Source organism: Lachnoclostridium sp. An131 (assembly GCF_002160825.1).
Classification (GTDB): domain Bacteria; phylum Bacillota; class Clostridia; order Lachnospirales; family Lachnospiraceae; genus Laedolimicola.
On the sequence record NZ_NFLI01000010.1, the window covers coordinates 44,724 to 71,572 of the forward strand.

23 protein-coding genes and 1 riboswitch are annotated in these 26,849 nt (G+C 53.1%); of the genes, 4 read left to right on the top strand and 19 right to left on the bottom strand.

The features are described 5' to 3' along the window. Nucleotides 1–12: 12 nt before the first annotated feature. The 8 genes from B5E77_RS09615 to B5E77_RS09650 all read right to left on the bottom strand — a co-directional run bounded on the left by B5E77_RS09615 (nt 13) and on the right by B5E77_RS09650 (nt 9,564). Nucleotides 13–1,356 (bottom strand): sugar ABC transporter substrate-binding protein, encoded by a 1,344-nt coding sequence (locus B5E77_RS09615; RefSeq protein ID WP_087165165.1) that lies wholly within the window; start codon nt 1,354–1,356, stop codon nt 13–15. Nucleotides 1,357–1,422: 66 nt separating this feature from the next. Further along, on the bottom strand, nt 1,423–2,634 hold the full coding sequence (locus B5E77_RS09620) for an aspartate aminotransferase family protein (RefSeq protein ID WP_087165248.1): 1,212 nt from the start codon (nt 2,632–2,634) through the stop codon (nt 1,423–1,425). Then, nucleotides 2,624–3,529 (bottom strand): acetylglutamate kinase, encoded by a 906-nt coding sequence (argB, locus tag B5E77_RS09625; RefSeq protein WP_087165249.1) that lies wholly within the window; start codon nt 3,527–3,529, stop codon nt 2,624–2,626. The genes B5E77_RS09620 and argB overlap by 11 nt, the downstream gene beginning before the upstream one ends. A 32-nt stretch (nt 3,530–3,561) precedes the next feature. Next, nucleotides 3,562–4,785 carry a bifunctional glutamate N-acetyltransferase/amino-acid acetyltransferase ArgJ gene (argJ, locus tag B5E77_RS09630; RefSeq protein WP_087165250.1) on the bottom strand — a complete coding sequence of 408 codons (1,224 nt, stop codon included), beginning with the start codon at nt 4,783–4,785 and terminating at the stop codon, nt 3,562–3,564. 98 nt (nt 4,786–4,883) lie between these two features. Beyond that, nucleotides 4,884–5,330 carry a GNAT family N-acetyltransferase gene (locus B5E77_RS09635; protein ID WP_087165166.1) on the bottom strand — a complete coding sequence of 149 codons (447 nt, stop codon included), beginning with the start codon at nt 5,328–5,330 and terminating at the stop codon, nt 4,884–4,886. A 65-nt stretch (nt 5,331–5,395) separates the two neighbouring features. Next, entirely contained in the window at nt 5,396–6,436 is a 1,041-nt protein-coding gene (gene argC / locus B5E77_RS09640; protein WP_087165167.1) for an N-acetyl-gamma-glutamyl-phosphate reductase, read from the bottom strand. Nucleotides 6,437–6,661: 225 nt separating this feature from the next. Then, nucleotides 6,662–8,179, bottom strand: coding sequence for a GH25 family lysozyme (locus B5E77_RS09645; RefSeq protein ID WP_087165168.1), 1,518 nt, complete (start codon nt 8,177–8,179; stop codon nt 6,662–6,664). Between the two features lie 62 nt (nt 8,180–8,241). Next, entirely contained in the window at nt 8,242–9,564 is a 1,323-nt protein-coding gene (locus B5E77_RS09650; RefSeq protein ID WP_087165251.1) for a replication-associated recombination protein A, read from the bottom strand. A gap of 203 nt (nt 9,565–9,767) precedes the next feature. On the opposite strand from B5E77_RS09650, the gene B5E77_RS09655 reads away from it, so the two are divergent. Together B5E77_RS09655 and B5E77_RS09660 are read left to right on the top strand one after the other, a co-directional pair. Continuing rightward, a complete protein-coding gene (locus B5E77_RS09655; protein ID WP_087165169.1) occupies nt 9,768–10,508 on the top strand; it encodes an AAA family ATPase in 741 nt (246 codons plus the stop codon). Between the two features lie 212 nt (nt 10,509–10,720). Beyond that, a complete protein-coding gene (locus B5E77_RS09660) occupies nt 10,721–11,953 on the top strand; it encodes an argininosuccinate synthase (protein WP_087165170.1) in 1,233 nt (410 codons plus the stop codon). 99 nt (nt 11,954–12,052) lie between these two features. On the opposite strand, the gene B5E77_RS09665 is transcribed toward B5E77_RS09660, so the two are convergent. The 5 genes from B5E77_RS09665 to B5E77_RS09685 form a co-directional block, all read right to left on the bottom strand. Further along, entirely contained in the window at nt 12,053–13,570 is a 1,518-nt protein-coding gene (locus B5E77_RS09665; protein ID WP_087165171.1) for an efflux RND transporter periplasmic adaptor subunit, read from the bottom strand. Between the two features lie 61 nt (nt 13,571–13,631). Continuing rightward, nucleotides 13,632–14,483 (bottom strand): carbohydrate ABC transporter permease, encoded by an 852-nt coding sequence (locus tag B5E77_RS09670; protein WP_087165172.1) that lies wholly within the window; start codon nt 14,481–14,483, stop codon nt 13,632–13,634. A gap of 4 nt (nt 14,484–14,487) precedes the next feature. Beyond that, entirely contained in the window at nt 14,488–15,339 is an 852-nt protein-coding gene (locus B5E77_RS09675; RefSeq protein ID WP_242963689.1) for a carbohydrate ABC transporter permease, read from the bottom strand. Then, nucleotides 15,329–17,641: an ABC transporter substrate-binding protein gene (locus B5E77_RS09680; RefSeq protein WP_087165174.1), complete on the bottom strand. Its 2,313-nt coding sequence runs from the start codon at nt 17,639–17,641 to the stop codon at nt 15,329–15,331. The genes B5E77_RS09675 and B5E77_RS09680 overlap by 11 nt, the downstream gene beginning before the upstream one ends. Before the next feature lie 20 nt (nt 17,642–17,661). Next, nucleotides 17,662–17,871: a hypothetical protein gene (locus tag B5E77_RS09685; protein WP_087165175.1), complete on the bottom strand. Its 210-nt coding sequence runs from the start codon at nt 17,869–17,871 to the stop codon at nt 17,662–17,664. Nucleotides 17,872–18,058: 187 nt separating this feature from the next. On the opposite strand from B5E77_RS09685, the gene B5E77_RS09690 reads away from it, so the two are divergent. Together B5E77_RS09690 and B5E77_RS09695 are read left to right on the top strand one after the other, a co-directional pair. Next, entirely contained in the window at nt 18,059–18,730 is a 672-nt protein-coding gene (locus B5E77_RS09690; protein WP_087165176.1) for a response regulator transcription factor, read from the top strand. Nucleotides 18,731–18,747: 17 nt separating this feature from the next. Further along, nucleotides 18,748–20,022 (top strand): sensor histidine kinase, encoded by a 1,275-nt coding sequence (locus B5E77_RS09695; RefSeq protein ID WP_087165177.1) that lies wholly within the window; start codon nt 18,748–18,750, stop codon nt 20,020–20,022. A gap of 160 nt (nt 20,023–20,182) precedes the next feature. On the opposite strand, the gene B5E77_RS09700 is transcribed toward B5E77_RS09695, so the two are convergent. The 6 genes from B5E77_RS09700 to B5E77_RS09725 all read right to left on the bottom strand — a co-directional run bounded on the left by B5E77_RS09700 (nt 20,183) and on the right by B5E77_RS09725 (nt 26,832). Continuing rightward, complete coding sequence (locus tag B5E77_RS09700) at nt 20,183–21,538, bottom strand: alanine/glycine:cation symporter family protein (RefSeq protein ID WP_087165178.1); 1,356 nt, start codon at nt 21,536–21,538, stop codon at nt 20,183–20,185. A gap of 172 nt (nt 21,539–21,710) precedes the next feature. After that, a riboswitch (glycine riboswitch) is annotated at nt 21,711–21,843 on the bottom strand. Between the two features lie 191 nt (nt 21,844–22,034). Beyond that, on the bottom strand, nt 22,035–22,745 hold the full coding sequence (locus B5E77_RS09705; protein WP_087165179.1) for an ABC transporter ATP-binding protein: 711 nt from the start codon (nt 22,743–22,745) through the stop codon (nt 22,035–22,037). Between the two features lie 15 nt (nt 22,746–22,760). Next, on the bottom strand, nt 22,761–23,519 hold the full coding sequence (locus B5E77_RS09710; protein ID WP_087165180.1) for an ABC transporter ATP-binding protein: 759 nt from the start codon (nt 23,517–23,519) through the stop codon (nt 22,761–22,763). Between the two features lie 4 nt (nt 23,520–23,523). Further along, a complete protein-coding gene (locus B5E77_RS09715; RefSeq protein ID WP_087165252.1) occupies nt 23,524–24,588 on the bottom strand; it encodes a branched-chain amino acid ABC transporter permease in 1,065 nt (354 codons plus the stop codon). Nucleotides 24,589–24,597: 9 nt separating this feature from the next. Then, on the bottom strand, nt 24,598–25,479 hold the full coding sequence (locus B5E77_RS09720; protein WP_087165253.1) for a branched-chain amino acid ABC transporter permease: 882 nt from the start codon (nt 25,477–25,479) through the stop codon (nt 24,598–24,600). Between the two features lie 135 nt (nt 25,480–25,614). After that, nucleotides 25,615–26,832: an ABC transporter substrate-binding protein gene (locus B5E77_RS09725; protein ID WP_087165181.1), complete on the bottom strand. Its 1,218-nt coding sequence runs from the start codon at nt 26,830–26,832 to the stop codon at nt 25,615–25,617. Between the last annotated feature and the right edge of the window lie 17 nt (nt 26,833–26,849).

The window sequence follows — 26,849 nt, forward strand, 5'->3', positions numbered from 1 at the left end:
CCTTTTCCTTTTTTACTGTGAGCCGTCTGCCTCCTGTGTTCCAAGCTGATTCATCATTTCCTGCGCTACTGTCTCCACCTCCGTCTGAGCGTCGCTGCCCTGCCAGATATTCGCGAAGGCAATCTCCATCTCTATCCAGTAATTGCTCAGATCCGTCAGCTTCGGCACCTCTACCGAATTTTCATACTGGTCAAGCAGCACCATCATCTCCGGATTCTCATATTCGACGCCAAGGCGCACCGGCATCTTATTCGTCAGCGCATACAGGTCGTCTGCCTTTTCATAGGTCAGATAACGGGCAAAGCTTTTCGCCAGCTCTCTTTGAGAGGAATAGGCATTGACCACTACGGAGTTCGTAACAGACAGGCCCTTCGTCGCCAGCTCTGCGGTCAGATCCGGCACCTCTGCGATTCCATAAAAATAGCTGCTGTCTCCGGAGCCTTCCGCCGTTTCCCCTGTCTCTTCCGCCGCTTCCTCCGCAGCCGCTTCTGCAACTGCCTCGTCAATCGTCGCAATCGCATCTGTCTTGGCTATCGTATATACGGTTTTTCCGTCGATAAATTCCTGGATCACATTCTCCGTAGTGACTTCCTCCGCGTCGATCGCGAAGAATGCGTTCAGGCTCTGGTAATACTGCAGGCAGGCCGTCACCTCATCAGCCGTAAGCTGCACCTGGGACGGGTCGTCGCCCGTGGCCCCGCCCAGATTTACATAGTTCGCGATAAAGAAAAAGTTCGAGAAAATATCCGCCACATTCCACTTAAAGATATTTTCCACATTGGCCGTCTCATCGCTTCCCTCATAGCTGTCCGCGTACGCCAGAATATCGTCGATAGTCTCCGGAGCCGCGTCTACATAGTTTTTGTTGTAAAGCAGGCAGCAGGTCTCAAAATAAAAGGGATATGCCATAAGCCTGCCTCCGCAGGCCGCGGCATTCAAAGCCTGCTGCGGGAAATCTGACTCCAGCTCCCGATCCGTAAAGCTGTCATTTTCAACCGTAAGCCCGGCCAGACGGGCCTTCTCCAAAAGCTCGCTGGAGGTGATAAACAGATCCGGGCCGCCCAGATCCGAGATGCTCGCCGTATTGATATGCTCAATGTAATCCACAGCCGTCACCAGCTGCAGCGTGATATCCACATGGTTCTGCTCTTCAAATTCTGCCGCCGCTTCCACCAGATAGGGATTCAGCTTCTCATCCGTATACCAAAGCGTCAGCTTCTCCGGCTCCGTCTCCTGTCCCGTCATAGCTGCCTGCACCTGCTCCTGATGATAGCTCCAGGCGACCTGCACCATCTGGGCAAACACCAGAAGAACCACAAAAATCGCCGCCGCTCTCCGGTAAATCTTATGTCTCATGAAAATTCCTTTCTAAACCTGGCACGGTGTACAAAAGGGCCATCCCTCCTGGCACTCCGGCGCCGTCTACTGCTCTGCACTCAGCTGCGCAAAAGCCCGCTCAAGCTTTTCCGCCATCTCATCCACATGAGCCTCCGTGATCACAAGAGGCGGCACGAGCCGAAGCACATTGCTTCCTGCCGTAATCACCAGAAGCCCCTCCTCCAATGATTTTAACACAATCTCATTCACGGGTCTACCCTGGATTTCCAGGCCCTGAATCAGGCCCCTGCCGCGGCGCTCCGCAATAAAATCATATTTCCTTACAAGGACATCAAGCTTTTCTTCCAGATATGCGCCCACCTTCTGCACATGCTCCACAATCTGATCCTGCTCAAAAATGTCAAGCACCTTCGACACAGCCGCGCAGACAAAGGGATTTCCCCCGTAGGTTGTGCCGTGATCCCCAGGCGCCAGAGAGGCAGCCGCCGTCTTTTCATCCAGCACAAAGGCTCCTACAGGAACGCCGCACCCAAGGGCCTTGGCGCAGGTCATGATATTTGGCTTCACGCCGTACTCCTGCCAGGCAAAGAAATGACCGGTACGGCCCATGCCGCACTGAATCTCATCGAGAATCAAAAGGGCGTCGTGCTCCTCACAGAGCGCCTTTACGCCTTTTAAAAATTCCTCTGAGGCCGGATAAATGCCGCCCTCGCCCTGGACCGTCTCCAGAATCACCGCGCAGGTATGCTCGCTGAACTGCGCTTTTACGCTCTCCAGATCATTGTAATCTGCAAAGCGGATTCCTCCCACCAGAGGACGGAAGGGCTCCTGATAATGCTCGTTTCCGGTGACAGAGAGCGCTCCCATGCTTCTTCCGTGGAAGGAGTGGTTCATGGCTATGATTTCATACGTATCCTTTCTCCCCTTTGCATAGGCATATTTCCGGGCAGCCTTCAGGGCTCCCTCTATAGCCTCTGTCCCGCTGTTGGTAAAAAACACCTTGCTCATGCCGCTGGCCTTCACCAGCTTTTCTGCGGCCTCAGCCGCAGGCTCATTGTAGTAAAGATTCGAGGTATGCATGAGCTTGTCAATCTGCGCTTTCAGGGCTTCATCATAACCGGGATAGTGATAGCCCAGAGCCTGAACCGCGATCCCCGCTGCGAAATCCAGGTATTTCTTTCCTTCCGTGTCATAGAGATAGACGCCCTCTCCGTGATCCAGCACCACCGGATACCGGTTGTAGGTATGAAGGACCGCTTCCTCCGCCTGTTCCATGATCTGCTCTTTATTCTCCATCATAATAATTCGTCTCTCCTTCGCCTAAGATCGCTGTTCCGATTCCTTTATTCGTAAAGATTTCAAGAAGCAGGCAGTGGGCGATCCGTCCGTCCAGAATGTGGACCCTGGATACGCCGTTCTCGATGGCGTCAATACAGTTATTCAGCTTTGGCAGCATGCCGCCTCCGATATTGCCGTTTCCTATCAGCTCCCTGGCTTCCTTCACATGCAGCTCAGAGATCAGTGTGGACGGATCGTCCGGATCCCGGCGCACACCCTCGATATCCGTCAGAAACGCCAGCTTTTCCGCATGTACCGCCCGTGCGATCGCGCAGGCCGCGTCATCCGCGTTGATATTATAGGTATTGAAGTCCTTGTCAAGGCCTACCGGGCATACAATCGGCAGAAAATCCTTTTCCAGCAAATCGTAGAGAAGCTTCGGATCTACCTCTGTGATCTCTCCCACAAAGCCGATATCCTCACCGCCGGAATATTTTTTCTCTACCTGCAGAAGTCCTCCATCCTTGCCGCTGATGCTGACCGCCTTGACCCCAAGCTCCTGCACCAGCCGTACCAGGCTCTTTCCTACCTTTCCCAGAACCATTTCCGCGATCTCCATGGTCTCCGCATCCGTCACCCGAAGGCCGTTCACGAAATGAGGCTCCATTCCTACCTTCCCAACCCAGCGGCTGATCTCCTTTCCGCCGCCATGAACAATGATCGGTTTAAAGCCGACCAGCTTCAGAAGGGTTACATCCTGGATCACGCTGCGCTTCAGCGCCTCATCCACCATGGCGCTTCCGCCGTATTTTACTACAATAATCTTCCGGTTGAACCGTTGGATATAGGGAAGGGCCTCCACCAGCACCTTCGCCTTCTCCAGATACGTCTGCATTTCTTCCTCTCTGCTCATATCCTCATACTCCTCTTTCTCATTCTCCTTCATCAGGAGCGGTAATCTGCGTTGATCTTCACATAGTCATAGGTCAGATCGCAGCCCCAGGCTGTGGCTGCGGCCGTCCCCATCTTGACGTCTGCGATGGCCGTCACTTCAGGCTCGGAAAGAATCCGGGTAGCCTCCTCCTCGCTGTAGTCTACTGCCACGCCGTTTTCGATAATCTGGATGCACCCGGCAGCGCTCTCAAAGAACAGATCTACCTTCTCCGGATCAAACTGCGCGCCGGAATACCCCATAGCGCAGAGAATCCGTCCCCAGTTGGCGTCGTGGCCATAGATCGCCGCCTTCACCAGGCTGGAGCTTACCACAGACTTGCTTAAGGCCACCGCCTGCTCCTTGCTTTCTGCTCCCACGACCTTGACCTCGAAAAGGGCCGTCGCTCCTTCCCCGTCTCCTGCCATCTTTTTCGCAAGATACGTATTCACCTGGTTCAGAGCTGCCGCAAATGCCCGGTAATCCTCGTTTTCCTCTGTGATTTCCGGATTGCCGGCAAGACCGTTTGCCAGAACCAGCAGCGTGTCGTTTGTGGAGGTGTCCCCGTCTACAGAAATCATATTAAAGGTATCCTTCACATCCGCGCTTACCGCACGCTGCAGCATCTCCCTGGAAATAGCCGCGTCTGTGGTCACAAAGGCAAGCATGGTGCACATATTGGGGTGAATCATGCCGGAGCCCTTACACATCCCGCCGATCGTCACTGTTTTTCCGCCGAGCTCTACCTGCACGGCGATCTCCTTATGCACGGTGTCTGTCGTCATGATCGCCTTTGCCGCCGCTGTGCCATGCTCAAGACGCGCGCCCTTTGCTTCTTTCAGAAGCGAAATTCCTTTCTTCAGGCGCTCTATCGGAAGCTGCATGCCGATGACGCCCGTAGAGGCTACAAGCACCGCGTCCTCCGGAACGCCAAGGACTCTTGATGCCTCCTCCGCTGTCTCTTTACAGTATCCATAGCCCTCCGCCCCCGTACAGGCATTCGCGATTCCGGAGTTGACAATCACAGCCTGCGTGAAGGGCGACTCAGCCACCACCCTTTGATCCCATTTCACAGGGGCTGCCTTTACCACATTCGTCGTAAAGGTTCCTGCCGTCCGGCAGGGCGCTTCACTGTAAATCAAAGCCATATCGTCACGGCCCTGGTATTTGATCCCGGCTGCTGCGGAAGCGGCCTCAAAGCCCTTTGCCGCCGTCACGCCGCCTTCGATTTTCTGGATATTATTCTGTCCGCTCATTTGCTTTTCCTCCCACAGACGCGCTGCCGCATAACGCTGCCATGAAGCTGCGCTCTTTTGTAATAAAGAATCTTTTTTGCTTATTCGTTAAATTTTATAATATTTTCTTCGTTCAGCGTGAAGTCGTAATAATTCAAATCGAGCCTCCTGGTCCAGCCGATGCGGTTCCAGAACGCATTGCCAATATCGTTTTTCGTAAAGGCAATCAGGGAAACCTTGCTGATCTCCTCTGCTTTCAGCGCGTTCATCGCATAAACCACCATAGCCTTCCCAATCCCACGCATCCGGTAATCTCTGTGCACGCAGACATGGTAAAGACAGCCGCGCCTCCCGTCATGCCCGCACAGAATGCTTCCTACTATCCTTCCATCCTCCTCCGCCACTACGCTGGTCGAAGGATTGCGGCGCAGGAACCTCTCCACGCCCGCCCGGGAATCGTCAATACTGCGGATCGCAAATCCGCTGATCGTCATCCAGAGCGCGCGTACGCCGTCATAATCTTCTATCGTCATTGTGCGAACTGTCATTCTCTTTCAACCCTTTCCAGACTGTAAACTGCCACCCGGGACCGGAATCCGGCACCGGATAAAGGCTACGGAAACATGGGAACCAGCTCCAGCCCCTCGCTCTCCTTTAAGCCAAACATCAGATTCATATTCTGAACTGCCTGTCCCGCCGCGCCCTTCACAAGATTGTCCATGGCTCCCATCATAATTACGCGCTTTGTGCGGGGATCGATCTGAAAATTCACATCTACATAATTGCTGCCCTCCACCCATTTCGTCTGGGGGCAGACGCCTTTTTCCAGAACACGCACAAATTTTTCAGAATCGTAATATTTATCGTAGGCCGCCTTCACCTCTTCATAGGAGGCTTCTCTTTTCAGGGAAGCATACGCTGTAATCAGAATTCCCCGGTTCATCGGCACCAGGTGAGGCGTAAAATTAATCAACACCGGACGGCCTGCCGCATATCCCAGCTGCTCCTCAATCTCCGGCGTATGACGGTGGGAAGCCACCCCATAGGCCTTGATATTCTCATTAACCTCGCAGTAAAGATTATCAACCTTCGCACCCCGGCCCGCTCCGGAGGTTCCGGATTTGGCATCCACAATAATCGTATCCGGATCAATCAGGCCTTCCTTCAGAAGCGGATAGATGGACAGCGTCGTACAGGTGGGATAACAGCCCGGATTCGCTACCAGCCGGGCCTTTTTCACCGCTTCCCTGTTGATCTCGCAGAGGCCGTAAACCGCCTCCGGAATATACTGCGGCGCCGAATGCCTGATTTTGTACCACGCTTCATAGGTCTCCACATCCTGAATCCGGAAATCTGCGCTCAAATCCACAATCTTTGTCCTGGACAGAATCTCATCGTTCACAAGAGAAGCGCAAAGCCCCTGGGGAGTAGCCGTAAAGATCACATCCACCTGCTTCGAAAGCTCTTCCATATTATCATCCATGCATCTGTCATCTACGATCTGAAACATGTTCTGATAAACCTCTGCATACCTTTTATCTATGTAGCTTCTGGAACCGTACCATTTGATTTCGACGTCCTTATGCCCTGTGAGAATGCGTACCAGCTCTCCTCCCGCGTACCCGGTGGCTCCGATAATTCCTGCTTTAATCATTGATTTCCCCTGCCTTTTCTTTTTTCCAAAACAATTTCTGTTCCATTCTAAACCTGTTTTCTCTGCTTTTCAAGTGTTTTTCTTTATAAAAGCATAAATATTCACTTTTTACCCGATATATTAGCATTTTTATGCATATAGCGCAAGCACTATTTTATTTTTATTCTAAAATGGCCTGACAGAAGCAGCTTCTTCCGGCCGCGCCTGTCAGGCCTTCGCCATTCCTTATTCCACCACCTGCAGATAACTGCTGATACAGTACAGAGTCTGGCCGTTATATTCCACCCTGGACCAGCCCACGTCCGAAACGCCTGTGCGGACAGCAATCTCCCCGTTATGCAGCTGTACGATCACCTGGGAAGGCTCTTCTACACTTGGCCGGTTCCTCAAATTCGTCACATCCTTTGCCGTCACATTTTCGGAAACAGCGGTAAACTTTGTCTTAAACTCACTTTCCTCTTCTTCCTCCTCCGGAGGCGTGTAGGATAAATCTGTGGTCAAAAGGCTGGACACCGCATAGAGAACCTGTCCATTGTACTCCACTCTGGACCAGCCGTTATTGCCTGTGCCGGTGCGCAGAGCCGTCTCGCCGTTTTTGAGCTGGGCGACCACATTATCGTCGCTGCCCTGGTCCATGGTGCTGCGCAGATTCGCCAGCTCCTTGGCTGTCACCTGCTCCTCCACCTCTGTAAAGGTCACGCCCACCTCCGGATCTGCTTCCACGGTCTCAGCCGTTCCCTCTGCTTTTGGCTTGGCCGCCTCACTGTATCCGAAATATGCCACGTTCCTGTCCACTTCTCCGTCAATTCCATTCACGCTTCCCTGATTCGTATACTGCCACATCACATGCTCACCCGAATACTCCGGCTTCTCTGTATCGGGATAGTCGCCGATTCCATACTGTGCTACCCAAATCCGGTATTTCAGCTCCAGCGTATCCGTATCCCAGAGCGTATTTCCCTGAAGCTCATTGCGCGCCGCGTAAAACATGCCCGTATAGCCCTGCGCCTCCACCTCGTCCAGAAACGCCTCTGCAATTCGGGAACGCTCATCCACAGTCAGCTCATACTGGCGGCTGTCCGGATTCTGAAAGCCTTCGCAATTGTAGGCCACCGGGTAAGTAATCGGATAGCCCTTCAGAAGCTCACAGACCCAGCGTGCCTCCTCTCTGGCCTCTTCTTCAGAGACAGCCGTGGAAAAGAAATAAGCTCCCAGATAGAGACCCTGATCCCTGGCCTCCTGCAGGTTGTACCTGGCGCAGGCGTCCTCCGTGATCTCACCCGTCTCAGAACTGCGGTATCCCACGCGGACCATCACATAATCAATTCCCTCTGCCGCCTGGGACCAGTCGATATTTCCCTGGTATTCCGAAACGTCAATTCCCACAGTGACCTCATCTGTCTCTGTGGCGACCTCTTTCACGGTGCTTACCCGTTCCTCTTCTGACGGCTCCGCTTCCGCCGCCAGAATCTCTGCCGTCACTTCCTGAAGCCTCTCCAGATTCTGCAGTCCTGCTCCCTGTGCCACGGCCGCAGCTGCCTCAGGCTGGGTGCCGCAGCCCCTCAGCAGAAAAACGGCAAGCAATATGGCCAGTGCCAGCACAATCCCCGCTTCCGCCAGCAGAAGCGCCATCCTCTTTCTCTTCTGCCGTTCCCGCTCTCTGCGCAGCCTCTTTTTTCCGTTCCTTTTTTTCCGCCGCCTTCTCTGCTGCTGCCCTTCCTGCCGTCTTTCCTTCTCCTCCATCCGCTGTATCTCTCCTTCCTCCGAAATCCCCTCTGCTTATCCTGGTTCCATACCCGAATCCACTAGTCTGTTTCTTCCTTCCACCGGAGAATTTCCTCCAGCCGTTCCTTCACAGCCGCTTCCTCTCCCTCTTCCGTGGGCCGGTAATACCGCCGCCCGGCCAGCTCGTCCGGCAGGCACTTCATCCGGCTTACTTTTTCCTCCGTACTATGCGCATAGATATATCCCTCTCCGTAATGGAGATCCTTCATCAGCCTTGTAGGCGCGTTCCGTATCTGCAGCGGAACCGGCGCTCCCGGCTTTTCCCGGATATCCTCCCTGCAGGCCAGGCAGGCTTCGTAAGCTGCATTTGACTTTGGCGCCATAGACAGATAAATCACCGCATGAGCCAGGTGCACGTCACACTCCGGCATTCCCAGGAAATGACAGGCCTGATACACGGAAACCGCAAGCGTAAGGGCGTTTGAATCCGCCATTCCCACATCCTCGCTGGCGAAGCGTATCAGCCTTCTCGCAATATAAAGGGGATCCTCCCCTCCGTCCAGCATCCGGTACATCCAGTAAACTGCCGCGTTCGGATCGCTGTTGCGCATGGACTTATGAAGAGCGGAGATCAGATTATAATGCTCTTCCCCATTCTTGTCATACAAAAGGGAACGGCGGTTCATGCACTGGGCCAATATCTCCTTGTCCACACAGAGCACAGCATTTTCATCCATTTTTCCGTTCAGGACAGCCATCTCCAGCGTATTCAGCGCCGTCCTGGCGTCCCCATTGGCAAAGCGGGCAACCGCCTGCAAGTCCTCTTCCCCGATAGACACCTTCATACTTCCATAGCCCTTCGGGCTCTTCAGCGCGTGATGCAGCAGCTCCAGGAGATCTGCTTCTTCCAGCGCTTTCAGAATAAAAACCTTGCACCTGGACAGCAGAGCTGAATTGATCTCAAAGGAAGGATTTTCTGTCGTAGCTCCCACCAATATAATGCTTCCCCGTTCCACATAGGGCAGAAAGGCATCCTGCTGCGCCTTGTTGAACCTGTGAATCTCGTCCGCAAACAGAAGTGTTCGAATTCCCAGCCTCCTGTTCTGCTCCGCCTGGCTCATGACCTCCTTTACCTCTTTGATGCCGCTCGTCACCGCGCTGAATTCCACAAATTCCGCTTTGGTCTGCCGGGCTATGATCCGGGCCAGGGTCGTCTTTCCCACACCCGGAGGCCCCCAGAAAATCATCGAAGAGATCTGGTCACGCTCGATAAGCTGGCGCAGAATCCTTCCAGGCCCTACCAAGTGCTTCTGGCCCACGTATTCATCCAGATTCTCCGGGCGCAGGCGGCTCGCCAGCGGCGCAGTCCGTTCCCGGTCGTCAAATAAGCTCAGCTGTTCCATCATAGCCCGACACCTTCCTGCATGGCCGGGCGCCGCAGGGTGCGGCGCCCGGATTTTCTTATTTATTGTCCTCTTTTATGATACCCTTTGCTGCTGTTCGTTCCTTTCTCTGTTAGTATAGCGATTCCATTCCGCATTGTAAAGATGGGGATTCCTGTGATACAATAGAAAAAATATCTTCCTGTCATGAGAGGACTCCTGCCATGCTTGAAACACGTTTTATCCGCGAACTCCGGATAGACTGGAGCAAAATTCCAGAGCATTCCTACCTGCGCAGCATTCCGGCTCTGTCCGGGCTTGCCAGGCTTGAATTTTCCAAAAACATCACCTTTTTTGTGGGGGAAAACGGCACAGGAAAATCTACGCTTCTGGAAGCCATTGCGGCCGCCTACGGCTTCAATCCGGAGGGCGGCACGATGAACTACCGTTTTTCCACCTATGACGATGTGTCGGAGCTCAGCACGGCCATCTCCTTCTCCAAGGGCTTCCGCCGCCCGGCCTCCAGCTGCTTCTTCCGTGCAGAAAGCTTCTTCAATGTAGCCACCAAAGCCGAGGAATACCGGGATGGTGACCTGAAGGAGGCCTATTACGCCCGTTATGGCGGGAAATCTCTCCATGAGCAGTCCCATGGCGAAAGCTTTCTTTCCTATTTTCTGTCCTTTGAAGGCCCCGGCCTCTATCTCATGGACGAGCCGGAGGCAGCCCTGTCTCCCCAGCGCCAGCTCACCCTGCTGATTCAGCTTGTCCGGATGGCCCAGACCGGCTCGCAGTTTCTCATCGCCAGCCATTCCCCGCTTCTGCTTGGAATCCCTGGCGCGCAGATCCTCTCCTTTGACGAGGAGCACCTGCATGAATGCTCCTACGAAGAAACCGAAAGCTATCAAATTACAGAGATGTTTATCAACCACAGGGAAGCTCTGCTGAACCGCCTGCTCGGAGAATAAGCATGCAAATAAATATTTATGCATACTTTTTGCATATTATCCATATTTATCTGCATATTCTCCAACAATCTCTTTTTTGAAGCTTATAAATATGTATAAAATTACGCTTGCATCTTTCTGTCAGATGATGTATATTTATTTTCAGCTGAATACAGGCGCACGCATGCCTTCCCGGCTGCGCAGCGCTTTTAATATTGAGGAGGAATCTTAAGATGAAAGAAAAAGTCGTACTCGCCTATTCCGGCGGCCTGGACACCACAGCCATCATCCCGTGGCTGAAAGAAAATTTCGGTTATGAAGTAATCTGCTGCTGCATTGACTGCGGACAGGGGAACGAGCTTGACGGCCTTGACGAGAGAGCAAAGCTGTCCGGCGCTTCCAAATTATACATTGAGGATCTCGTAGACGATTTCGCTGATAACTATATCATGCCCTGCGTAAAGGCTGACGCAGTATACGAGAACAAATATCTGCTGGGCACCTCTATGGCACGCCCCGCCATCGCGAAGAAGCTGGTTGAGATCGCAAGAAAGGAAGGAGCTGTAGCCATCTGCCACGGCGCAACCGGAAAGGGCAATGACCAGATTCGTTTTGAGCTGGGAATCAAGGCTCTGGCTCCGGATATCAAAATCATCGCTCCCTGGAGAATGACCGATATCTGGACCATGCAGTCCCGCGAGGATGAGATCGCCTACTGCGAGAAGCACGGTATCCACCTTCCCTTCTCCACCGATTCCAGCTACAGCCGGGACCGCAACCTCTGGCACATCAGCCATGAGGGCCTGGAGCTCGAGGATCCCGCCAACGAGCCGAACTACGAGCATCTGCTCGTCTTAAGCGTGACGCCGGAGAAGGCTCCCGATGAACCGGAATATGTAACCATGACCTTTGAAAAGGGCGTTCCCACCTCCATCAACGGCAAGAAGATGAAGGTATCCGATATTATCCGTGAGCTGAACGTACTGGGCGGAAAGCACGGCATTGGAATCGTGGATATCGTGGAGAACCGTGTCGTAGGCATGAAGTCCCGCGGCGTCTATGAGACGCCGGGCGGAACCATTCTGGTAGAGGCGCACCGCCAGCTCGAGGAGCTCGTCTTAGACCGCGCCACTATGGAGACCAAAAAAGACCTGGGCAACAAATTCGCCCAGATTGTATACGAGGGTAAATGGTTCACACCGCTTCGCGAGGCCATCCAGGCATTCATGGATGTGACCCAGGAGTATGTAACCGGAGAAGTAAAGTTCAAGCTGTACAAGGGCAACATCATCAAGGCCGGAACCACCTCTCCCTACTCCCTGTACAATGAGTCCCTGGCTTCCTTCACAACCGGCGACCTGTACGACCACCACGATGCCGACGGCTTCATCACACTGTTTGGCCTGCCGCTGAAGGTGAGAGCTATGAAGATGGCTGAGGTGAAGGCTGAGAAGAAGGAGAACTAGGTAAGCTTTCTCTAAAATATTTAACACCCATTTTCATAAGTGCATAAAAATCGGCGTAAATAGAATATATATTCTATTTACGCCGATTTTTGTATTAAATTACTCCTCCTTATATCTCACCACATCCCCGTCCTCTATCTCACCTGTATAATCCGTAATCACCTCCTCATCTCCGCTTAAGCTCCCCTCTTCCAGGGCAGCCTGGCTGTCATTCTGGTCCATCACATTCACATAGACCTTCCGGGCTATGAATTCGGAACCCAGGATTCCCGAGCATTCGTCCATGACGAGTACATACTTTCTCTGATTTTCATCCGTATAGACAGCTTCCAGCGGCACAACGCAGGAATAGGTATCTGTCCTCGCCTCAGTCGTAAGAGTTCCGCTTTCTCCCAGCTCTCCCTCCCCCTCATCCAGGAAAACCGTCACCTGATATGTCCCAGGGCTCATCTCGCTTTCTTCAATGTAGTCTGCCGTCGCCTCTATCGTCGTACTGCCCAGCTTCAGCGTGACCGAATCTCCCTGACTGACATATTTCTTCTGCTCTGCAGTCAGAGAGGCCGAAAACTGCAGCGGACTGTCCAAATCCGCCATGACCACCGCCGCGCCGTCCGAAATCCGTTCGCCAGGGCTCACTGCGATCGATGTAATAATTCCTTCCTTTTCCGGATAAACCATTCCGTCCGCATTCAGGAGTTCCTGGTACTCCTTCAGCTGCTTTTGCTGGGACGCAAGCTCAAGACGGTTGATTTCCAGGCTGTTGTCCGCTGTACTCCCGCTTCCTGCATCCTCTACAGCGCGCTCTGCCTCCGCCAGCGCGCTGTCCCGGCTCTGCCGGGCGTCTTCCAGCGCACGCTTCGCTGTCTCCACAGACTGGCGGAGCGAACCAAGCTGCTCCTGCCAGGCTTCCTCCGTCATACTGCCAGAGCCCCCGTCTTCGGAGGGCGCAGTTCCTGTATCCTCTTTTCCAGATGGGTTTTGCTCCTGTTCCGCCGCCTGCTCTTCTCCTTCCTGCTGCTCCTGTTCCGCTGCCTGCCCTTCTCCTTCCTGCTGCTCCTGTTCTGCTGCCTGCTCCGCCTTCCATGTCTCATACGCGGCCTCAGCCTCTTTCAGCGCCGCTTCTGCCGCAGCCAGATCCTGCTCAGCCCGCGCCACTGACCGGGAAGAGCTTTCTTCCGCCGCGTCATAGTCCGCCTCGGCGCGGTCCTTCTGCTCACTCTTCTGCTCGGCCTCCAGCTGGCGGTTCTGCTCCTGGGCCTGGATCTCCAGCTGAAGCTTCGAGACCGCAAGCTGCATCTCTTCTATCTGAGCCTTTAAATCCTCCAGGTCTGCCTGAAAGAGTGGCGTCTCTGGATCCACACGATCGCCTGTATGCACCAGCACATTTCCACAGCGCAGGCCGCTTAAGGCCGTGACTGCCGTCTCTCTTCCCGCTTCCACAATTCCTTCTGCCTCTGCCGTATGAGCAAGGGCAGAGACCGCCGGCTTCTCCGTGCTTACCTGCGGAAGCCCTGAAGCATATACAGACCTGGAAATCAGCGTACACAGCAGCATAAATGCGAGAAAGGCGCCAAAGGCCCTTATTTTATTCTTCTGCCGTCTCAATAATTCCATCATTTTCTGAGCTTCTCCTGCCTTTCCTTCTTTTTCCTCATCCTGCTGCTGATTTTCCAGATTTTTATTCCTTCATACCCGAAGCCGCTATTCCCTTTTCCAGATAATCCTGTCCTATGAAAAACACAAAGGCTGGAGGAATCAGCGTAATCACAGAGGCCGCAAAGGAATAGCCGGCCTGCTGAAGGCTGATCTCCGGAAGATACAGGGACAGCGGCCACAGAGACTGATTCTCCAGAAAAGCCAGCGGCTGCTCGATCAGGCTCCAGTACTCCAGAAATCCCAAAACCACAGCCGACAAGATTCCATTTGACGCCAGCGGCAGCCCTATTTTCCAGAAGATGCGCCACTCTCCCGCTCCGTCTATCCGCGCCGCGTCCAGCAGGGCTCTGGGGATATTCAGAAAGCCGCGGTAAATCAAAAAGACCGGATAGGTAGAGCAGGCTGCCGGCAGAATGATCGCCCAGTGGGTATTGACGAGCTTCAAATCATTCAGTACCAGATAGCTGGAAAGCATCGTTACCTGAAAGGGAAGCAGCATCAGCATCACGTACAGCGTAAACAGAAATCTCCGGAACGGGAAGCGGTAGGCCGCAAAGGCCCAGGCAGCCGGAACCGCCAGAAGGAGCTGGCCGCCCGCTGAAAATACTGTAAGCTTCATGGAGTTCCAGAACACCGTAAAAAACTGCGGCGTCTCAAACAGCAGCCTTCCATAATGGGAAAAGGTCGGATACATAGGGAAAAGAGCCCAGCGTATAAAGCCCTCTCCGCTCTCGAGCGCCCCCAGATATTCTCCCAGCTCCCAGCGGCTCATAAGCGAGCCGGACACCAGCAGAAAGACAGGCGCCGCAAAAAGTATTCCCATCAGAGCCAGCGCCAGGTATCTTACAGCTCCCGCAAAATTAAATCTGCTCATTCTTTTATCCCTCCCTGTCCCAAAATCTCTGCAGAACCAGGATTGCCAGAAACAGTACAATCCCCACGCAGACCGCTGCAGCCGCCATCTTATCCAGATCCAGGTTTACAAACCAGTTGTTGAACAGATGCTGCAGCAGATACATGCTTTCATCCGGATAAGAGCCTGCTACCAGATAGGCCTCACGGAACACCTTAAAGGAATTCAGAAAGGAAAGTACGGTGATCGTATACAGGCTTCCCTTCAGATTCGGCAGTACAATTCTCCAAAAGCATTTCCACTGTGAAGCGCCGTCCACACGGGCCGCCCTCACAATACTTTCCGGCACCGACGCAAGGCCGGCCAGCCAGAGTACCACCGTGTAGCCCAGATTTTTCCACACATAGGTAAACACCAGCACCCAGAAGGCCGCGCCGGATGCCATATAATCCGGCTGCATTCCGTCCGGCAGAAGCCCCAGCCTGTTCAGAAGCAGATTCAGAAAACCGCCGGAGGAAAATACCATCTTCCATACCAGTACGATCGCTGCTGCCGGAACCGCCATAGGAAACAGAAACATGGTCTTAAATCTCTGCCCGTTCTTCAGTCTGGAAAGCTGAACCGCCGCAAAGAGCCCCAGCCCCACCAGAAGAGGCAGGCAGACCGCTGTAAACCGGAAGGTATTCCACACGGCCAGCCGGAAGGCTCCGTTTTCAAACACAGCCCGGTAATTGGCAAGCCCCGCCCACCTTCCGGTGACGGCGGTCGTGAACGACCGCCGCACCACATCCAGAAAGGGAAGACAGACAAAGATCAGGACGCCCAGAAGGCTGGGAGCCAGGAAGCACAGCCAGACCCTGTTTTTTCTACTCAGCAAGATAAATCGCCGCTTTCTGTACAATTTCAGCCACCGTATCCTCCACGGACGCGCTTCCGTTCAAAGCGTTTGGCCCGCTTTCCAAAACCGCATCCTCAATAGCGCTTTCTCCATTTCCCACTGCTGACACCGTCTCCGCCATCTCCTGCAGGCGGGCAAAATGCTCCGCAGAGGCCTGGTAAACATCTACCGAGAAGAGGTCTCCACCTCCTCCCTCCGTCATAACCGCAAAGGATACCGCATTCTCATCCCCGGATCCGCTTTCCTGAAGCTGCGCAAAGGATGCCTGGTTTACCGGAAGTCCATCCGGAAGATCCAGATCCTGAAACTCCCGGCCAAACAAATAGCAGAAGAAATCCGTCACCTGTGCGTTTTCCACAGAGGATTCCAGAATTCCCACGCTGGCCTCCGGAAGAAAGCTGTCTCCCATCTGTCCCGGAAGGATGCTGTAATCGACCGTCTCCTCCTGATCCGCAAGCGTCGCCAGCAGGTTGAAATCCGTCTCTATTCCATTTACCTCGCCGGTTCCCATCAGCTGGTCTCCCATGGCAATATTCAGAGCCGCCGAAGAAGCCAGCTCTCCGCTTCCGGCAGTGGTTCCCGCAGACGCTACCTGCTGCCTGGTCATCTCCTGGAGCATAGACAGCTCCTCCGCGGTGTAGCCCGCAAGCTCCGCTTCATAAATCCGCTTTGCCTGCGTGAGGAATTCGGTCAAGGCCGCCTCGTCCATCCTTCTGTCCTCTGTCAGCCAGGAGCCGGAGGAGGAAACCATCAGCGCTTTCAGTACCTGCTCTTCTGTTAAAAGCCCCAGGATCCCGCCGGAAGGCTGCTCTGCCCGAATGCGTTCCACGGTATCCGCCAAAGAAGCAAGATCCATAATCCCCTTTAAGGCCTCAGAGCTTCCCACAAGAAGCGGCAGGCTGAAGCGCACAGGAAGCGAATAAAGCTTATCTCCAGTCCGGACCGCATCCACCAGATTGGGAAAAAGACTGTTTTCCCCGGTGAGCCCGGCTTCCAGCTCTGTAAGATCTGCCAGAAGCCCCTTTTCCTCATAGGAGCTTTTCGGAAGCCCGTCCAGCACAAGCAAATCCGGACCGCTGCCTGAAGCAAGCCGTGTATTCAGGTTTCGGACTGCGTCCTCTTCCGTCATGCCGTCCTCCCCGCTGATTCCCACCTCATAATTGACATAGACCTCAGGATGGGCCTTCTGGTACAGACTCACCGCCTGGCGGATCGTATAGTTTTCATACAGGCTGTAGATCCGGATCTCCTCCTCCGGCGTCGCGGCAATCTCCGGATCATACACATATTTCATCAGCTGAGCCCCATAGTAGAGAATCAGGAATACCTCATCCTCCAATACTGTCATGCCCTGAAGCATCATCATCGGATTTCCAAGAGAATTCAGGCTTCCATCCGCCACCTGCTCGATGGCAGAGCCTCCGATGGCATGGCGGTAGATCCCGTCGCTCAAGGCCAGATAAAGCACATCACCCTCACCGGAAGCTGCTACCATATTGTGGGTATCTGTGCTGAAGGAGCCTTCGTCATAATGTGCTGTCACAAACTCCTCCAGCACCTGATCCGTCTGAGCCTGCGTTCCATTTGTCACATCGTACAGGCCTAAGCCCTGAGAACTGAGAATCACCATGTAATTTTCCGTAAAGCAGACATAATCCGAGACTCCTGTGATCTCAAAAATCTGTTTTTTTGTTCCGCCCGCGCAGTCCAGCTCGTAAACCCTTCCGCCGAGGCTTATCCCGTAAAGTCGGCTGTCTCTTCCGAACCAGAGCTGGTGAAGATAATCTTCCTCATCGTCATAAGGTACTGTATACTCCTCACCGTCTGCATCCAGGTAAAAATATTGATAAGAAAGCGCTTCCCCTTCCTCACTGTCTATAAGCGGGCTGTAAGCTGCTGCAATGCTCCCGTCCGGAGCAAGCGCCAGACTTGATATATAATTTCCGGCAGCAAGCTCCGCAAGCTGAGCCACCTCCTGCTGCTCCCAGGTCTCTCCCTGATCCTGTGAACGGTAGAGTCCCGAATGCCGGTCCAAAAGTCCCACAGAACCGTCATTCATGACCGTCATCACCGGCGTGCTGCCCTCCCCCTGGGAAGCAGCCGCCTCAGGCAGCGCAGCCTCCTGCTCGACATAACGTCCCATAATGGTATCTCCCGAACCGCTTCCGGAACCTTCGCCAGGCTCCCCGGCCGCGCCTCCTCCGGAGCAGCCGCAGGTAAGCAGCACCGCTCCGAGAAGCAGCCAGGCTGTAATCCTATGAATCCTAGAATGCTTTTTCATTTCAGATACTCTTCTCCTTCCTATACCATTTCTGTCAGACGGACTAAAGATGCACGAAATACCTCTCCCTGCACAGTGTCTTCCTGTACCGTCTCTTCCATGCCTCCTCCCCTGGAAGCAGATTGGGCACCGGCTGCTCCGCAGCCGCAGATTCCCAGTCCCAGAGCTCCTGCAAGTCCTGCCGCCGTCAGGCGGATTCTGATTTGTTTGTTCCATACCTTGTTTTTCATTTTCAATCTCCTCATTCCTTGATTTTTTCACATCATACCAGGGAAGTCTCTAAAGCACCTCTAAAATTCTGCATGCCATTAACTTCTTTGCCTCTTTGGCTGCATGTAGATATTTAGAGATTTTTTAAAGACTTCTGTGCTATCATTGTTTATAATAGGAGAGAAATCGTTAACAGGAGGCCTTAAAATGAGAATACTGCTGGTAGAAGACGATGAAAAGCTAAAGGAAGCCTTGAGCTTCCAGCTTCGAAAGGAAGGAATCGAGACGGATTCCTGTACAGACGGCGAGGAAGCCCTCTATTATATCCGTCAGGGTATCTACGATCTGATCCTGCTGGACCGGATGCTTCCTGTCCTGAACGGGATCTCCGTCCTCTCCCGGATGCGTAAGGAGGGCTTCCAAACTCCCGTCATTCTGATCACAGCCCTTGGCGCGCTGGAGGATAAAATCGAAGGCCTTGATCTGGGAGCCGACGATTATCTGGTCAAGCCCTTCGCCTTCGAAGAGCTGATGGCGCGTATCCGATCGATTCTGCGGCGCCCGAGGAAGCTGTCTGATTCTGCTGAGCTGCTCTTCGGAGATCTGTCCTTTTCCATACACGAACAGACCCTGAACGGTCCCTCCGGCAGCTGTACCCTGTCCGGCAGGGAAGCCGCCCTTCTGGAGGCCTTTCTGCGCAATCCGGGGCAGACGCTTTCCAGGGAGCTGCTGTTAACCAAGGTCTGGGGGATGGACAGCGATGTGGAAAACGGCAATCTGGATAATTACATTCATTTTCTGAGACGCCGGCTGAAGAACCTGAACAGCGCCGTCTGTCTTCAGACCGTGCGCGGCGTGGGATACCGTCTGGAACGCTGAAAGGAGAATCATTCGTAATGTTTCAAAAAGTACACCTGAAGCTGACGCTTCTCTGCGCAGGCATCACCATTTTTATTCTGCTGGTCATGTCCTGCGGCTGGCTGTATGTGTCAGAAAAAAGCCTGCGGGACAACAGCTTTATCTCCTTTCAAAATGATATGAACACTCTCATCAGCAACCTGGAACAGCAGACCGTCATCTCCGGCGAATGGCTGAAAAACATGGAGGATAACGGCAAATATCTGATCTGGATTCTGGACAACGGCGTGCCCTTTCTCCACAACCGCCAGAATCAAAGCCCACAATCTCTGTATGAGTCGGCCTGGGCTTCCTGCGAATCCAAATTATCTGCTATCCGCGGCGCTGCTTCCAGCTCCACAGTCCACACAGAGCTTCCCTTCCGCTTTGAAGAAACCGGAACGGACTATTATGCCTGCGGCGCAGTTCTGTCCCGGGGCCAGGGAGAGCTTCAGACACTGATTCTCGCTCCCCTGGCTCCGCTGGAAAGCCAGATCGAAAGACAGCGGCTCCTGTTTTTCAGCCTTGATTTAGCAGGCGCTGCTGCCCTGCTGCTGTTTTCCTGGTTCTTTACCAGACGCCTGCTGCTTCCGCTTGAGGAAAGCCAAAGACAGCAGGCCCGCTTTGTCGCCTCTGCGTCCCACGAGCTGCGCACCCCTCTTTCCGTGATGCTGTCCTGCATCTCTGCTTCCCGCAAAGGAGAGCCGGAAGAACGCCTTCATTTCCTGGAAGCTGCAGAAGCCGAAGGGAAACGGATGTCGCGGCTCGTGGAGGATATGCTGCTTCTGTCCAAGGCCGATGCCCAGTCCTGGAGCATCCGGCCTGAGCCTGCGGAAGCAGATACCTTGCTTCTTGATACCTATGAAGCCTTTCTCCCTCTGGCCAGGGAGCGAGGAGTCCAGCTCTCCATAGAGCTCCCGGAGGCTTCGATTCCCCCCTGCAGCTGTGACCAGGAACGCATCCGGCAGGTGCTTGCGATTCTTCTGGACAACGCGCTGTGCTATACGTCCCCCGGCGGCAGAGTCTGCCTGGGTCTTTCCTTTGAACAGAACAGCTTTTCCTTTTCTGTCGCTGACAACGGCCCGGGCATCCCGGCAGAAGAAAAAAAGCTTATCTTTGAGCGCTTTTACCGGTCTGATCCCTCCCGCAGCGACCGGGAGCATTTCGGCCTTGGCCTCTGTATCGCTTCTGAAATTATAAAAGCCCACCGGGGCCGGCTGACTGTCAGCGATACACCCGGCGGAGGAAGCACCTTTACAGTCCAGCTCCCCTGAATTTTCGCCGCGGGACAGAAGCCTTTTCCTCTGGCTGACGCCTGCAAAACAGGTGCCTGGAGGAAGCATAGCTCCCTTTGATCGCCAGGGGCGCCGCAAAATCACGGAATTCCATGATTTTGCGGCGCCCCGCATATTCTGCCTGTTCCATTTCTTTTCTTTATTTTTTTCTGCTGAAGCTCCGGCTGATTTTTACGACCACGCCGCTCAGGGCCAGCAGCGCCAGAGCGTTTGGAATTACCATCAGTCCGTTGAAGAAATCAGCCAGCTCCCACACCAAATCTACCTTCAATGTAGATCCCACAATAATAAAAGCCGTCACAATCACCGAATAAACCTTTACTGCCCTTTTTCCAAACAAATACCTGACATTAATCTCCCCGAAAAAGTGCCAGCCCAGAATCGTAGAGAAAGCAAAAAACAGCAGGCAGACCGCCACAAAGATATCTCCAAAGCCGCCAAAATTGCTGACAAAGGCTTCCTGCGTCAGAGCAATTCCATCCTTTCCGGAAGAAAGGGCGCCGGAGGTCAGAATTGTAAATACGGTCAGATTCAGGATGATAAACGTATCAATAAACACGCTGATCATGGCTGTCATTCCCTGCTCATGAGGGTTCTTTGCAGCTGCGCGGGCATGTGCATGGGGCGTGGATCCCATCCCTGCCTCGTTAGAGAACAAACCTCTCGCAACGCCGTAGCGAATCGCCTCCCGCACAGTGATTCCGGCAGCGCCGCCCAAAATCGCCTGCGGATGAAATGCGCCTACAAAAATCATCTTCAATGCGCCCGGCAGCGACGTAATATTCATCGCAATCAGAATCAGGCTTCCGACAATATAGATCGCTGCCATCACCGGCACCATTTTTTCCACTACTGCCGCCAGCCGCTTCGTGCCCCCCACAAAGATAAACAGCGCGAACACTGCCAGCAGGATGCCGACAGCAATCGGCGGAATCTGAATATTTCTGGCGTCAAACACCTCTGCAAAGGCTGCTCCGATGGAATTGGACTGTACCATGTTCCCCATAAAGCCCAGAGCCAGAATGATAAATACTGCAAAAACAGCCGCCAGAACCTTTCCAAAGGTTCCCTTAAATGCCTGGCGGATATAATATACAGGGCCGCCGGTCACCTCCCCGTCCACGGTCGTCTTATACTCCTGCGCCAGCACCGCCTCTCCATAGATCGTCGCCATGCCGAAAAAGGCGCTGACCCACATCCAGAAGATAGCGCCGGGGCCTCCGGAGACCAGGGCCGTCGCCGCGCCGGTCAGATTTCCCGTACCTACCTGAGCCGCGATCGCCGTAGCAAGAGACTGAAAGGGCGTCATTTCTCCATACTCTCTCTTCTCGCCATTCATCCTGAAATGGCCAAACACAAGGCGCATCCCTTCGCCAAATTTCCTGATCTGAATAAATCTGAGGCGGATCGTAAAATAAATCCCCGTGCCGCACAGAATAATCAGGAGCCCCAGGCTCCACATCCATTCATTTACCGCTTTGATCAAATCCAACATTTTTCTTTTCCCTCTTTCGCATAATATGATAATCATTATGATATTCCTGCGCTGCGTGCGGGCCAGACACTGGCAGGCTTACGGCCCAAAGGGCCCGCCCTGCCCGGCTCATTACAGCGCAAAAAATAAGAGCCGATATAAAATCAGCTCCTCCAAAGAGTAGAACATCTGCATTTCCAGCCCTGTCCTTTTGCCTGAGAGATAGACAGAAGCTCTTCCGGCTTTCTGCTCTTTTGGCACCAGCCGTACTCCTTCTGTGTTACACCTTCGGCGCTCATTTACTGAGACTCTCCAGAGTTTGTCGTTTTTTGACTTGACGGGAGATATCATATCACACTTTACTGAAGATAGCAATACCCCTGTCAGCTTAACGCACAGCCGCCTTTATGTTTGCCGACAGAAAAAACGCAGGATTCATACAAGCCCCCTTTGCTGTATGAATTCTGCGTCTCTTTTTCACGTCTCACTGTCTGTATCAGCCGCCATAAGGCCGGCATTATTCTCCCAGATAAGCCTTCTTTACCTGAGCGTTGTCCAGCAGCTCCTTCGCATTGCCCTCCAGGACAATACGCCCTGTCTCCAGCACGTAGCCGCGGTCTGCGATGGAAAGAGCCTTCTTCGCGTTCTGCTCCACGAGGAGAACCGTCGTTCCTCCCTTGCTGACCTCCTGAATAATATCAAAAATTTCATTTACAAAGATAGGGGAAAGACCCATCGAAGGCTCATCCATCAGAATAATCTTCGGATGGGACATCAGCGCCCGGCCCATAGCCAGCATCTGCTGCTCGCCTCCCGACAGGGTTCCTGCAATCTGATTCTTGCGCTCCTCCAGGCGCGGGAAACGCTTATAAACACGAATCAGGGTTTCCTCTACCTCTTCCTTATCCTTTCTGGTAAAAGCGCCCAGCTTCAGGTTGTCCAGTACGGAAAGCTGCGCAAATACGCGCCTTCCCTCGGGCACATGGGCCATTCCCATGGAGACAATCTTGTGAGCCGGCATATGGGTAATATCCTGCCCTTCAAAGGTAATCTGCCCCTTTTTCGGGGAAATCAATCCGGTAATGGTCTGCAGGGTCGTCGTCTTGCCTGCTCCGTTCGCCCCGATCAGGGCGATGACCTCTCCCTCATTGACCTCAAAGGAAATCCCCTTAATGGCCTGAATCACGCCATAATATACTTCTATATCCTTGATTTCCAGCATTGCCATAGCTTCTCGTTCCTCCTATTCTCCAAGGTAAGCCGCGATAACCTTCGGATCGTTCAGCACCTCTGTGGTCTCGCCCTCAGCCAGTATCTGTCCGAAATTCAGTACGGTAAGCCGCTCGCAGATACCAGACACCAGCTTCATGTCGTGCTCAATCAGAAGAATAGTCATATGGAACTCGTCCCGCACAAAGCGGATCGTCTTCATCAGCTCCTGAGTCTCATTCGGATTCATGCCGGCCGCCGGCTCATCCAAAAGCAGCAGCTTTGGATCCGTCGCCAGGGCTCTGGCGATCTCAAGCTTTCTCTGCTTGCCGTAAGGCAGATTGGATGCTTTATAATCCGCCTCCTGATCCAGATCAAAGACCTTCAGAAGCTCCATGGCCCGCTCATTCATCTCCTTCTCCACCTTATAATACTTCGGCAGGCGGAGAATGCCCGTAAGCGTAGAATAAGGATGATGGTTGTGCAGCCCCACCTTTACGTTGTCCAGCACGGTCAGCTCGCTGAACAGGCGGATATTCTGAAAGGTACGGGCAATGCCGTGCCTGTTAATCTCAATTGTTTTCTTTCCGGTAATATTTTCCCCGTCCAGCATAATATAGCCGTCTGTGGGCTTATATACTCCTGTCAGCAGGTTGAAAATCGTCGTCTTTCCTGCTCCGTTCGGTCCGATCAGGCCATAAAGCTCTCCCTGCTCAATCGTCAGGCTGAAATCATCCACGGCACGCAGGCCTCCAAAGGAGATTCCAAGATTTTTCACTTCCAGTAATGCCATCTTCCTATGCCTCCTTTGTCTTCCTGCGTTTAAAGAACAGCTTGATACGCTCCTGTATCTCCTGTCCTCCCTGGCTGGATGTAAAGATCATGGTCGCAATCAGAATAACCGCATAAATCAACATACGGTAATCGTTCAGGGAACGCAGCAGCTCCGGCAGAAGAGTCAGAACCACGGCCGCAATGACAGAACCACGGATATTTCCGATTCCGCCCAGCACAACGAATACAAGGATTGTAATAGACATATTATAGCCGAAGTTCTTCGGCAGAGCTGTCAGCGTAGACAGGTTATGGGCATAAAGCACACCCGCTGTTCCCGCCAGAGCCGCAGATACGGCAAAGGCCAGCAGCTTGTACCTGGTTACGTTGACTCCGATGGACTCAGCAGCAATCCGGTTGTCACGAATCGCCATAATCGCCCGGCCTGTCCGGGAATTTATCAGATTAATCACAATAAAAAGCGTTATCAGAATCAGAATGATACCGATCAGGAACGTGGAATCATTTGGCGTACCCGTAATTCCCTGGGCTCCCTTGATGATAACCTCCCCGTCATCCTCCAGTCCAAGAGAAACCGTATCCTTGATGGAGATATGAAAGCCGCGGCTGTCACGTCCCAGATAAATGACATTCACCACGTTTTTAATGATCTCTCCGAAAGCCAGGGTTACAATCGCAAGATAATCGCCCTTCAGACGAAGCACGGGAATTCCCACCAAAATACCGAAAAGAGCGGCGGCGGCAGTACCCACCAGAATCGCCAGCGGAAAACGCAGCAGGGAAGAGGTAATCACTTCCTCCACACATTTTGAAAAGGTCGCTCCCGCAAAGGCTCCCACACACATAAAGCCTGCATGACCAAGGCTCAGCTCTCCGGAGATTCCTACCGTCAGGTTCAGCGATACTGCCAGGATCACATATACACAGAGAGGCACCAGAAGCCCTTCCATCAGGCTGGAAACCATGTCTGCCCGCAGAAAGATCTCCACTATGATATAAGCCGCTATCACCATTCCATAGGTGATCAGATTGCTTCTTGTTGTCTTACTCAAATTCCGCATCTTCATTCCATCCACCTACACTTTCTCCTGGATCTGCTTTCCGAGAATACCTGTGGGCTTCACAAGCAGCACTATGATCAGCACCGCAAATACAATCGCGTCGGACAGCTGGGAGGATATGTAGGCTCTTCCCAGAATCTCAATGACACCCAGCAGAATTCCGCCGATGAAAGCGCCCGGAATCGAACCGATGCCGCCGAACACAGCCGCCACAAACGCCTTGATGCCGGGCATGGAGCCTGTATAGGGCGTCAAAGACGGATAAGAGGAGCACAGAAGCACTCCTGCGATAGCTGCCAGGGCGGAACCGATAGCAAAGGTCAGGGCGATTGTAGAGTTTACATTGACGCCCATGAGCTGCGCTGCTCCGCTGTCTTCAGACACTGCCAGCATCGCACGTCCGGATTTGGAATATTTCATAAAAGCCATAAGACCAATCATAATGATGATACAGGCGATTACCGTCACAATCGTCTCGCCGGAAATCACCAGAGCCCCGTCTGCCAGCGTAATCGGCGGAACCGTCACTACAGACGTAAAGGACTTTGTATTTGCTCCATATATCAGCAGAGCCATATTCTGCAGGAAATAGCTGACTCCAATCGCCGTAATCAGAACAGCCAGCTTGGACGCATGCCTCAGCGGCTTATAAGCTACCCTCTCAATGACTACGCCGAGCACCGTGCAGACCGCTACAGAAATCAGAATACCGATTACAGGCGGCAGTCCCATGCCGCTGACTGTGGAAAATACCACAAAGGCTCCGACCATAATAACGTCTCCGTGCGCGAAATTCAGCATCTTCGCAATGCCGTACACCATGGTGTATCCCAGGGCGATAATCGCGTATACGCTTCCCAGGCTGATTCCATTCACCAGGTAGGATATGAATCCTATCATACATAACACCTCTTTATCCTTTTAGTTCAACACAATTTTGCGATATATTATAGCACAGAACCGGAGCCTGCACAAGATAAAAAAGGCAAAGAGGCCACAAATGGCCTCTTTGCCGAAAATTACGGATTCATATTAGAGTTCAACCGCTACGCCATCCTTGATCTGAAGCACCAGCGGAGCCTTGTTCGGCTCGCCGTCCTCACCCCAGGTGATGTCCTTTCCGGTAACGCCGCTGTAGGTCACATCAGCCATAGCTGCTGTCATAGCGTCGCACAGATCAGATACGCTCATATCCGGAGTCGCGCCAGCTCCCTCAAGGGCTGCCTTGATCACATAGATGGAGTCATAAGCGTCAGCTGCAAACTGGTTCGGCACCTCATCGTAAGCTTCCTGGTAAGCAGTTACAAAGCTCTGAACCTGCTCATCCTCAGAGGTAGCTACGAACGGAGCCAGATACATCAGATCCTCTGCCAGAGCAGTGTCAAAGTTCTCTACTGCAAGAATTCCATCCATGCCGTCGCAGCCAAAGAAGATCGGCTCATATCCCTGGCTGTTGCACTCTGCCAGCACCAGAGAAGCCTCTGTATAGTAGAAAGGCATAAACAGGAGCTCAGCGCCTGCATCCCTTGCCTGCTGAACCTGTACAGAGAAGTCTGTATTATTGTCAGCTGTAAATGCAGCTACATTTACAATCTCAATTCCCTGGTTTGCAGCTTCCTCGGCAAATGCCTCGTAAATACCGGTAGAGTATACATCAGAGCTGTCATAGATAACGGCTACTGTAGAAGCCAGGCCGTTCTCACCGATGTATTTTGCAGACTCTGTACCCTGATTCGGGTCAGAGAAGCACATACGGTACGCATTCGGATACTGAATGCACTCTACGGCTGTTCCGGACGGTGTAATCTGGAACATATTGTCCTCATGAGTGTTCTCCACTACTGCCACACAGGGAGTAGAGGTAACCGTTCCCATCAGAATCTGCATTCCCCAGTCCTTCAGAGTGTTATATGCGTTTACAGATCTCTCCGCATCATTCTCATCATCCTGGAAATTAAACTCTATCTGGTATCCGTTGATACCGCCTGCCGCGTTAATCTCGTCAACCGCAATCTGAGCGCCCCGCTCTACAGCTGTTCCATACACTGCTGCGCTTCCGGTCGTCGGTCCAATGCCGCCAATTCTGAAAACAGCCTCGCCGCTCCCTTCACTGTCCGATGCCTCAGTAGTGGTGCTTTCCTCTGCGGTAGTGCTGTCTGTCGCCGCGCTGTCATCGGAATTGCTTCCGCATGCTGCGAGGGAAAGAGTCATCGCGCCAACCAGCAGTAAGCTTAATGCCTTTTTCATAATAGTTTCCTCCTTATAAA

Coding starts and splice junctions, on each gene's coding strand:
- B5E77_RS09680 (WP_087165174.1), bottom strand. CDS start 17,641: ATGAAAAAGCATTCTAGGATTCATAGGATTACAGCCTGGCTGCTTCTC.
- B5E77_RS09660 (WP_087165170.1), top strand. CDS start 10,721: ATGAAAGAAAAAGTCGTACTCGCCTATTCCGGCGGCCTGGACACCACA.
- B5E77_RS09655 (WP_087165169.1), top strand. CDS start 9,768: ATGCTTGAAACACGTTTTATCCGCGAACTCCGGATAGACTGGAGCAAA.
- B5E77_RS09635 (WP_087165166.1), bottom strand. CDS start 5,330: ATGACAGTTCGCACAATGACGATAGAAGATTATGACGGCGTACGCGCG.
- B5E77_RS09665 (WP_087165171.1), bottom strand. CDS start 13,570: ATGATGGAATTATTGAGACGGCAGAAGAATAAAATAAGGGCCTTTGGC.
- B5E77_RS09695 (WP_087165177.1), top strand. CDS start 18,748: ATGTTTCAAAAAGTACACCTGAAGCTGACGCTTCTCTGCGCAGGCATC.
- B5E77_RS09615 (WP_087165165.1), bottom strand. CDS start 1,356: ATGAGACATAAGATTTACCGGAGAGCGGCGGCGATTTTTGTGGTTCTT.
- B5E77_RS09685 (WP_087165175.1), bottom strand. CDS start 17,871: ATGAAAAACAAGGTATGGAACAAACAAATCAGAATCCGCCTGACGGCG.
- B5E77_RS09705 (WP_087165179.1), bottom strand. CDS start 22,745: ATGGCAATGCTGGAAATCAAGGATATAGAAGTATATTATGGCGTGATT.
- B5E77_RS09645 (WP_087165168.1), bottom strand. CDS start 8,179: ATGGAGGAGAAGGAAAGACGGCAGGAAGGGCAGCAGCAGAGAAGGCGG.
- B5E77_RS09700 (WP_087165178.1), bottom strand. CDS start 21,538: ATGTTGGATTTGATCAAAGCGGTAAATGAATGGATGTGGAGCCTGGGG.
- B5E77_RS09690 (WP_087165176.1), top strand. CDS start 18,059: ATGAGAATACTGCTGGTAGAAGACGATGAAAAGCTAAAGGAAGCCTTG.
- B5E77_RS09670 (WP_087165172.1), bottom strand. CDS start 14,483: ATGAGCAGATTTAATTTTGCGGGAGCTGTAAGATACCTGGCGCTGGCT.
- B5E77_RS09710 (WP_087165180.1), bottom strand. CDS start 23,519: ATGGCATTACTGGAAGTGAAAAATCTTGGAATCTCCTTTGGAGGCCTG.
- B5E77_RS09650 (WP_087165251.1), bottom strand. CDS start 9,564: ATGGAACAGCTGAGCTTATTTGACGACCGGGAACGGACTGCGCCGCTG.
- argB (WP_087165249.1), bottom strand. CDS start 3,529: ATGAGCAGAGAGGAAGAAATGCAGACGTATCTGGAGAAGGCGAAGGTG.
- B5E77_RS09620 (WP_087165248.1), bottom strand. CDS start 2,634: ATGGAGAATAAAGAGCAGATCATGGAACAGGCGGAGGAAGCGGTCCTT.
- B5E77_RS09715 (WP_087165252.1), bottom strand. CDS start 24,588: ATGAAGATGCGGAATTTGAGTAAGACAACAAGAAGCAATCTGATCACC.
- argC (WP_087165167.1), bottom strand. CDS start 6,436: ATGATTAAAGCAGGAATTATCGGAGCCACCGGGTACGCGGGAGGAGAG.